General features: G+C 48.9%; 7 protein-coding genes, 3 tRNA genes and 1 rRNA gene. 1 reads left to right on the top strand and 10 read right to left on the bottom strand.

Annotated elements, in window-relative coordinates:
- The coding region (locus ABDK92_10475) for a TIGR02556 family CRISPR-associated protein (GenBank protein ID MEN3187026.1) at positions 1-1,415 on the bottom strand (1,415 nt) is incomplete at its 3' end.
- A gap of 232 nt (positions 1,416-1,647) precedes the next feature.
- Between ABDK92_10475 and ABDK92_10470 the strand changes: the two genes are divergently transcribed.
- Positions 1,648-1,721: transfer RNA gene (locus tag ABDK92_10470), tRNA-Gln, on the top strand.
- A gap of 15 nt (positions 1,722-1,736) precedes the next feature.
- On the opposite strand, the gene ABDK92_10465 is transcribed toward ABDK92_10470, so the two are convergent.
- The 9 genes from ABDK92_10465 to ABDK92_10425 all read right to left on the bottom strand — a co-directional run.
- Positions 1,737-2,858 (bottom strand): TolC family protein, encoded by a 1,122-nt coding sequence (locus ABDK92_10465; protein ID MEN3187025.1) that lies wholly within the window; start codon positions 2,856-2,858, stop codon positions 1,737-1,739.
- 40 nt (positions 2,859-2,898) lie between these two features.
- Entirely contained in the window at positions 2,899-4,113 is a 1,215-nt protein-coding gene (locus ABDK92_10460; protein MEN3187024.1) for an ABC transporter permease, read from the bottom strand.
- Positions 4,100-4,873, bottom strand: a complete 774-nt coding sequence (locus tag ABDK92_10455) for an ABC transporter ATP-binding protein (GenBank protein MEN3187023.1) — start codon at positions 4,871-4,873, stop codon at positions 4,100-4,102. Before ABDK92_10455 ends, ABDK92_10460 begins: the two co-directional genes overlap by 14 nt.
- A 12-nt stretch (positions 4,874-4,885) precedes the next feature.
- Positions 4,886-6,178 (bottom strand): efflux RND transporter periplasmic adaptor subunit, encoded by a 1,293-nt coding sequence (locus ABDK92_10450; GenBank protein MEN3187022.1) that lies wholly within the window; start codon positions 6,176-6,178, stop codon positions 4,886-4,888.
- Positions 6,175-7,551, bottom strand: coding sequence for a TolC family protein (locus ABDK92_10445; GenBank protein MEN3187021.1), 1,377 nt, complete (start codon positions 7,549-7,551; stop codon positions 6,175-6,177). Before ABDK92_10445 ends, ABDK92_10450 begins: the two co-directional genes overlap by 4 nt.
- The gene (locus tag ABDK92_10440; protein MEN3187020.1) at positions 7,544-7,957 is read right to left on the bottom strand and encodes a helix-turn-helix transcriptional regulator; all 414 of its coding nucleotides are present in this window, start codon (positions 7,955-7,957) and stop codon (positions 7,544-7,546) included. Before ABDK92_10440 ends, ABDK92_10445 begins: the two co-directional genes overlap by 8 nt.
- Before the next feature lie 471 nt (positions 7,958-8,428).
- Positions 8,429-8,504 (bottom strand) — tRNA-Ala (locus ABDK92_10435).
- A gap of 18 nt (positions 8,505-8,522) precedes the next feature.
- A tRNA-Ile gene (locus ABDK92_10430) sits at positions 8,523-8,599 on the bottom strand.
- A 56-nt stretch (positions 8,600-8,655) separates the two neighbouring features.
- A 16S ribosomal RNA gene (locus tag ABDK92_10425) occupies positions 8,656-8,849 on the bottom strand; the annotation flags it as partial.

Here is an 8,849-nt window from a genome sequence, read left to right as displayed (position 1 = left end):
GGCTTACTTCCCGGCTTGACGTTATACCCCTGACGCTCGAAGAAGCACACCTGGGCCAAGGTGAGGAAAAACCGCACCAGTATTTTTCGGTCCACCGGATACCCCAAAAAGAGACTCTCGTAGAGCTCCAAAATTTTCCGGTGTTCGACCTCCTCTCCAGAACGAATCGGCAAAAGGTAGTACATCCCATTGAGGGAAAGAAACCAATCTTTCCCGTTACCCAAAAGCTCCTCTCCCAGCTTCTGCACCTCCCGAAAAACCCCTTTTATTGCCCTCACCCGTCGCAATGGCACTTCCCGAATGAGCTTTTTGATTTTAAACGCACTCTGATTAATCGAATAGAACAAAAGGTCAACGTAGGTGTAGTCGATGAGCTCTTCAAACTCCCGGTAATCCTCCAGTTTTTGCTCGACCTTTTCCTCAAACTCTAAAAACGCTTCTGGAGTGAAGGTTGAGGTAAAGTAGCGTTTGGAAAAATCCATCCACTTTTCGGTCAGGGTTTTCCCCACCGGATGGAAAAAAAGACCAGGGATAAGGTAGAGAGTGTTACCAGCCAGCTGGGTATTGAGGTAGTTTCGCAAATAGTTCATCCCGGTGAGGAGTTCTCTGTAACACTCCCGACAGAGGGCAAAATTTTTGGCAAAGCCTTCTTTACCCTTTTTACCCAGAAGTTCTGAAGAAAAGATAATCAGTTTGGTGATGTAAAATTTGTCTGGGAAACTGGTGGTATCCCAGGTGAGCTCTTCTTTTTGACCGCATACGGAGCAAATCCCATGCAAAGACTCCTCAAACTGCTCTTCGATCATCGCCTGCTCAAGGTATGCCACGTACTCTTCAATCTCCGAAGGTTTTTTCCCCTCAATGGTGATCGCAAAAAGACCAAAATCATCTTCTGAAAAACCAAAGCTATCTTTCAAGTGTCGAAAAAAAATCTTTTTGTACTCACTCTGAAACTTTTTTGGTTCTTCTCTCGGAGGCCAGGGCACATCGGGAGGAAATCCTTTGATTTTTCGGAAATCAAGAACCTGGAGCGTTTTGTCCTTTACTTTTACCTGAACAAAAAAGCGTTTCACCAGTTCTTCCAGGGTTTCTTTCAACCTTCCCTTTGGAAGGCTATTTTTAAGATTGAATAGCGAACCAAATAAGATATACTGAACGTTACTGGCAGTCAGCCTGTCTTGAGGAACGTTACCTTTACGATGACCCACCCAAAGGTATTCTCCAGAAGTCCGCTCATTGATTTCCAGAAAGGAGAGTTCAAGGTTATCCTCCTTGGGCCAGAAGTCTAACCTGAGAAGGTGCTTTTTCGACTGCGTTTCTTTTCTCTGCTCCACTTCTTTAATTAAACTGAAAGCAAAACCACCTTCCACACTTCCCCGATACGTTTTCCCTATCTGCCGCACTCCCTCTAACACGCCTTCACCCCCTCAATGTTACCAGCACATTCTACCACAAAGGAGTGTCAAAACCTGACACTATGATGCTCAGCAAAAATGATGCACCGTTCATTTTCACTCCAGTGGTTTTCTACCCAACAGGGAAATACAAAACCAAAAACCACCCCAAGGTATACAGCACGGAAAACCGTTCTAACGGTTGAGATTGCTCTTGAAATCTGGCCGAGAGGATGGTATGATTAAAGGGCGCTGAGAGGTCGTCTAAGGGTAGGACGCGTGACTCTGGATCACGTAGTGGTGGTTCGAATCCACCCCTCTCAGCCAGATTTTTTTATACTCTTACTGCTTGGTAGGGGTTTCCTCTGTTTTGGGTTTTGGTTTCTCTTTGAGAAGGTCTTGCGTATACTTTTCGCGTTCAGCCACGTTGATACCCAGAGCCTGATAGAGCTGAGCTTTACTCATGTTGTAGTTGAAAATGGCATTTAGGTAATTGCTTTCAGCTTCGTAGAGGTTATTCTGGGCAGAAAGGAGGTCCACCACGGTCAGCACCCCGGCATCAAAGCGAGCCTGAGCTACGTTCAGGTTTTCTCGGGCAATTTCCTGGCTTTTCTGGGCCACGGGGACGCTATCAAGAGCAGCAACGAAGTTCACAAACTTCCGTTCCACCTCCAGGACAATAGCATTGCGAGTGTCTTCAAGCTGAACTTCGGCAAGTTGCAGGGAAGCACGGGCTTTTTCCACCTCCAAAGACGGATAGTACGGCGCACGGGTGACTTCAACCGCTTTCCGACTTAAAGAAAGGGCCTCTTCTCTGGTTTTAATTTCCGGACGGTTGGCGAGGGCATACGCAATGCAACGTTCCAGATCAAGGTCAAGGGGTTCAAACGTAAGTTGGGTAGAAAGGGTAAACACCTTTTTGGTATCCCCCACAAGATAGGAAGCAAGCTCAGCCTGGGCAATGTGCAGGTTCTTTTCAGCCCTTTTTACTTCAAGACGAGCATTCTCAACTTCCAGTTCACTCTTTAACAGGTCGATTTTGGCCACCGTTCCCAGGGAAAATTTGGTCTGGATATTCTCTAACTGTTTTTCGGCCCGTTTAAGATTTTCCTGGGAAAGCACAAGGGTTCTCTCGGCCTTGAGCTGGTTATAGTAGAGCTCTTCCACCCTGAGCGCAATCGCGCTCTTCTGCACCTCGAAATTGCGATTCGCGTTGCGCCAGACATTTTCAATTTCCAACTCTGAGAGAATGGAAGGTTGAAGAAGGAGATTAGCTTTACTCTGTTTATAGGTTACTTCGTTTTGCATCAGAGTGAAAGTGGCCACCTTGAAAGCACTGCTCCTTGAGAGCCCCATGTCCACAGCCTGGTTGAGTGAAATGGTCTCAGAAGCCCAAACCGAAACCAAACCAAGAAGAATCAGAATGACAACACCAACACCGACAAACTTCATGAAACGTTCCATAGACGAACCCTCCATTCTTTTTGGAATTGTATCCGCTTTCCTACTCGTAGCGCAAAGCCACAATGGGATTGAGCCTGCTGGCCCGCCGAGCAGGATAAATACCGAAGAAGAACCCCACCATAAAGGAAATGGCCAAAGCAAGGCTGACTGCGCCTGGGGAAATGGTAAAAGTCCAGCCCGAAAGGCGCCCCCCAACTTTGCCCATGACCATTCCCAGAATAACCCCTACCACGCCGCCACTTAAGGTCAAAATGGCCGCCTCAATCACAAACTGGAAGAGAATATCCCTCGGTTTCGCCCCAATGGCCTTACGTAAGCCAATCTCTCTGGTCCTCTCCACCACGGATACCAGCATAATGTTCATCACTCCTATGCCACCCACAAGAAGTGATATCCCAGTGATAGCCGCCAAAAACAGGGTGATGCTTCCCGTCACGGTGTTAATGGTCTTGAGGATATCGGCCTGGTTGAGGATATCGAATTGTTCTCGGTCCCCAATCTTACGGCTAAAAAAGTCAGCTATGATATCGACCACCGTTCCCAGATTTTCCTGGGTCGTTGTCTGCACGATGATACCCTGCAGATAATTCGAACCGCTCAAATACTGTCGGTGCGACGAAAGAGGCACAAAAACCTGGCTACCCAAGTCCTGACCCATGACCGTTTTGGACTCCAAAACCCCAATAACGGTGAAATTGGTATTTCCGATACGAATCGTCTTTCCCAAAGCCGAAGGCAAGTTGTCACCGAAAAGGTCTCTGGCCACCGTAGCGCCCAGAACCGCCACTTTCTGGGTATAGAACAGGTCATATCCATTGAAAAGCCGACCATACTGCAGGTTGAAATTACGAATGGTAAAGTAGTCTGGCGTTGTACCCGTCACATTCACGGTGGTGCTCTGCCGAGCGTAAACCACCGTTTTGGGAACGCTCATTTCAGCGGTAATCGCTTTCACTCCAGGAATCCTCATGTTGATGAGTTCTTCCAGATAGCGATATTTGAGCACATTAAAAGAACCCCGGGTCCGGACCGCCCCCCAGGGAGTCTGGCGAGCCCGACCGGGAATGACGGTAAGGAGATTGGACCCCAGGCTACTGATCTCACCGATCACCTGGCTGCGCATCCCCTGTCCAAGCCCAGTCATGGTCACCACCGCAGCGATACCGATGATGATCCCCAACATGGTCAAAAAAGAACGGAGCTTATTGGCCATCAGGTTAAAGGCAGCTGTTCGAAAACTTTCAGAGACATTCACTGACCCTTTCCCCCCCTTCCCTCTGGGTCTTGATGGCCTCAATACGCTCTTCTGCCCGCAGAGGATCCTGCACCTCTTCCACCCGGATGAGTTGTCCATCCCGCAAATGAAAGACATGTTTGGCATGCAACGCGATATCCCGTTCATGGGTGATGAGGAGAATGGTCTTCCCCATCTGGTTGAGCTTCTGAAAAATGGCCATGATTTCCTCACCGGTGAGGGTATCCAGGTTACCAGTCGGTTCATCGGCTAGAATAATGGAAGGGTCGTTGACCAGAGCCCGGGCAATCGCCACCCGCTGGTTTTGCCCTCCCGAAAGTTGATTTGGCCGGTGGTGCATGCGCGACTCCAAACCCACCATAGCCAGAAGTTCCCTCACTCGTTCTCGACGTTTCTTCGGAGGCACCTCAGCGTAAAGAAGCGGAAGTTCCACATTTTGAAAGGCGGTAAGACGGGGTAAAAGGTTAAAGTTCTGGAAAACAAAACCGATTTTCCGGTTGCGGATTTCAGCCAGTTGATTTTCTCGCAGCCGAGAAACTTCTTCGCCATCCAGGTAGTACTGCCCGCGGGTCGGCGTATCAAGGCAACCCAGAAGGTTGGTGAGGGTGGTTTTCCCTGAACCAGAAGGACCCATTATGGCTGCAAATTCCCCTGGGGCGACCTCTAAATTCACGCCATTCAGAGCCCATACTTCCTGATCACCCATCCGGTACACCTTATACAGGTCCCTTGTCACGATGACATGATGGTTTTCAACCATTTTTTCCTCCCTCTACATGGGTGGTCCACCCGTCTCTGGTTCCGTCGACCCACCCGCAGTCACTTGAGAACGACTTCCCAAAGCGATGACCACCTCTTCGCCTTCCTCCAATCCCTCTACGATTTCCACCGTGGTTTCACTGCGTAAACCCACTTTCACTGGCCGCCTTTCGGTTTCCCTCTCACCCTTTTTCACCAGCACATAGGTTTCTCCACCCTCCTCTTGCAAAGCAGTGAAAGGAATGACGAGGGTATTTTCCTTTGAAGCGCACAAGATCTGCACGTCCACTGTCATACCCGAACGCAGTAACCCTTCCGAATTATCAAGATGAATAATGGTCTCATAGGTGACCACGTTTCCAGATATCGACTCCTGCTGGGACGTGTTTATCACCTTACCCTCGAACTCTCTTCCAGGGTAGGCATCAAGCTTCACAATAGCCCTCTGTCCTGATTTAACCTTAGGAACATCCACTTCGTTCACCGGAATCACGGCCTTCATGGTGCGTAAATCAGCCACCACAGCCAAGGTTTTCCCCACCGCCACCATTTCTTCCTCCCGGACATCGATTTTCATGACCGTCCCCTCAATGGGGGAAGCAATGGTGGATGCTTCAATTTTTTTCCGAATTGAACGGAGATTGGCCTCCGCCCTGGTCACCGCACTCTGAGCAATGGCCAGGTTTTCCTGATCAGGTAAATTTTGCGTTTCCCTGAGTTCAGCTTCGGTTACCCGCAGTGCCTTCTCCCTGAGGAGTACGTTTTGCTCACTCGCATTCAGTTCTTCCTGGGAAATCCCCCCCGAAGCAAAAAGCCTTCGACTCCGCTCCAGGGCAGTCTTGGCATTCTGATATTCAATCAGCGCCTGTTGGTAAGCGTATTCCCTTTGCCGGAGCTCCACCTCGGTGGGTCGCTTCATCACCTGAGCAAGTTCTGCTCTGGCTGACTCTAAACTGGCCTCCGCGCTGAGGAGATTAATCTCCAGCTCCTCAGTGTCGAGCTCCATCAAGGGTTGACCCTTGAAAACCGTCTCTCCCTCTTTGACCAGGATTTTCTTAATCTCTCCTCCACTTGCTGCCACCGCCTCCACCAATTTCACCTCTACCCGGTCAAGCGGTTCCAGCGTTCCCAACTCTGAGACACTCTCGGTGATACTCCCCCGGACCACCTTTACACTTGGCAACATCTGGAGAGTGTTTCGAGGCCCAGCTCCTTCCGATTGCGACCGGTTACCAGGCATTCCACAGCCACTCAAAAGAAAGAAAATCGCAACGATGACAGAGAAAAACGGTGAGTTCCGTCTCACTCTCCAACCCCCTTCAGAGATGCCTGAAATAACTCCCCAATACGAATCTCTTCCCCTATCGACCGCTTGAGGTCCACCCAGCTCAGGACCAAATCATAAATATTGCCTTCATAGTCACTCTCTGCTTGCATCATGGCTATTTCGCTCCCCAAAAGTGCTTCTTCATCAATAGCCCCCATTTTATACTGCTCTTTCCGCACCGCATACTTCTCGCGCTCCACCTCAATGGCAATCTGGCGAATTCCCAAATCACCCTCAGCTTTTTTGAACCGGTAGTACTTCTCCTCCACTTCAGTCGTAATCGAATTGACCTGCATCCGGTAGTCCTCCCCAAGCTGTGCCAATCGTAATTGGTACTGCTCTTCTCTTTCTCTCCACACCTCTCCTGCTGACACAATCCAGTTCAAGACGATACCTGCACCAAAACTTCCCTCCCCACTGCCACCATCCAAAAAAGAGCTCCCGGCCCTAACCGGAATCCGCGATATTTCCCAGTCCAGGTTCTTTCTCAAAGGGTCAACCGAAAGAGAGACCGTCCATCCGTCCGTTTTATACTCCCCCATAACTTTCACTGAAGGTTTTTTCTGGTCTTTTAACTCTTTTTGGTCCGCTTCCACCGCTTTTCTTTGTCCCTCCAAGTCTGCGAGCTCAATGCGGTTTTTAACGGCCAGTGCCTTTAAATCGTCGAAGGACATGTCCACAGTCGCCAACTCCGGTAAGGGCTCGACTTCAAACGGAGTTTCCAGAGCCCTCCCCAAAATTCCGTTTAACTTCTTCTTTAAAACCAAAAAATTCTCTTGCAGATTCAACAACACCATCTCTCCATCTTTTAATTTTTTCTCAGCCTCCTTTACCGCAAATGCCGCTGCGTTCCCTTCCTTAAACTGCGCCTTCGTCTTCTCGTATTTCTTCCGCAACAATTCCAGATTTTTCTCCGCCAGCCGAATCGACTGCTCCCCTTGAAGGATATTCAGATACACCGAAATCACGCTCGCTTTCACCTCTTCCTGGGCTTTCCGTAATGCCCGCTCGGCAGCCTCTACAACCAATCGGGCCTTCTTTTCCTCTACTGAATCTCCCCAGGAATACGAATCCTTCATGGTGAAGGAAAACCCGGAATTAAATTCTTCTGTCAGGGCGATACTCTGACTGACCCCAATTTCCGGCGAAAAGGTGTTCTTTTCGACCAACCTCAAGGCAGAACGGGCGATTTCCACCTCAGCCTGTGCTTTTTTCAAGGTGGAATTCTCCCTGAGGGCGATTTCCAGAGCTTTATCAAGACTCAATCGCTCCATCGCCCAAAGGAAGGCCGAAAACTCCAACACCAAAAACAGCACCGTAACAAAACCAGCCAGCACTCCCTTCCTACCCATTGTCCTCTCCCTTCTTTCCCAGAATCCTTTCCAGATAAGCCTCCATTTGTCTCACATCCTCTGACAAAAGTAAGACCATCTCCTTTTTTTCCCAGTTCACTCGCTCCAGGTGATACATGAACCGGAAAAGGATTTCTTGAAATCCTTGATCCACATTGCGCCGGCCTTCGACCCGCTCGACAAAAGCGCGGCCTTTATTGCTCAGGGTGTATACCTTCTTCCTCCCTTCCTGTCTCTCTAGTATCATTCCTTTTTCCTTGAGTTCCCGCAGACACGGATAGAGCATTCCGCTTGACACCGGTATCCCAAGCCTACGGCAGTACTTCATAAAGGTATACCCGCTCAATTCACCCTCCCGCAGTAAATACTCAAAAACCATTGCTCTGGTAATGGAAAATCGTCTCATACCTCACCATTATATCGAAAATAGACATATCTTTTTAGATATAATAATCTGACCGTTTTTTCCTTGTCAAGATTGTCTTTTGCAGCGTACCACATTTTTTTGAACATTCCTTAAAAGACTCGTGACAAATTTGTGAACCCCCACCACAGGAACACCATGCAAGTTTTCCTAACCAACCCTGGCATGCCCAAAACATTTTCAATTTAGATTACCCTAAGGACTTCTACCAGGAACTCATGTTTTTTCTCCGAAACCAATTCCCAAACCCTGATCCGTACGTAGTTTGAACCATTTATACGCGAAGTTCCTACAAACACATTCGAAGGACCAAAAAAAGATGGAAACAACGAAATAAAAATACACGCATAAACATGGAGGAAATACGTCTAAAAAACAATAAAAGGAACCACAACTGGGGACTTGAGTTGGAATAAACCCGGTAACAAAAACACCCTCAAAAATCGATTCGCATGGTGGAGATGACGGGACTTGAACCCGTGACCTCCTCGTTGCGAACGAGGCGCTCTCCCCGCTGAGCTACATCCCCCTGGATTTTTAAACGAAGTGGTGGGCCTATCTGGATTTGAACCAGAGACCTCACGCTTATCAGGCGTGCGCTCTCACCAACTGAGCTATAGGCCCGATTTTACCCTTTCAAGAAAATATTCCGCCTACTTCCCTGAATCTCGACTCCGTAGAAAGGAGGTGATCCAGCCGCAGGTTCCCCTACGGCTACCTTGTTACGACTTCACCCCAATCATCAACCCCACCCTCGGCACTTGCCTCCTTGCGGTTAGCCCAGTGACTTCAGGTGGAATCGACTTTCGTGGTGTGACGGGCGGTGTGTACAAGGCCCGGGAACGTATTCACCGCGTCATGGCTGATACGCGAT

The organism is Atribacterota bacterium (genome assembly GCA_039638595.1).
In the GTDB taxonomy this organism is placed as follows: Bacteria; Atribacterota; Atribacteria; order Atribacterales; family Caldatribacteriaceae; genus Profundicultor; species Profundicultor thermophilus.
This window is presented reverse-complemented; position numbering and strand designations above follow the sequence as displayed.

Bases quoted from the DNA above. Each gene is read 5' to 3' on its own strand.
- ABDK92_10465 (MEN3187025.1), bottom strand. From the start codon at position 2,858: ATGGAACGTTTCATGAAGTTTGTCGGTGTTGGTGTTGTCATTCTGATT.
- ABDK92_10455 (MEN3187023.1), bottom strand. From the start codon at position 4,873: ATGGTTGAAAACCATCATGTCATCGTGACAAGGGACCTGTATAAGGTG.
- ABDK92_10445 (MEN3187021.1), bottom strand. From the start codon at position 7,551: ATGGGTAGGAAGGGAGTGCTGGCTGGTTTTGTTACGGTGCTGTTTTTG.
- ABDK92_10440 (MEN3187020.1), bottom strand. From the start codon at position 7,957: ATGAGACGATTTTCCATTACCAGAGCAATGGTTTTTGAGTATTTACTG.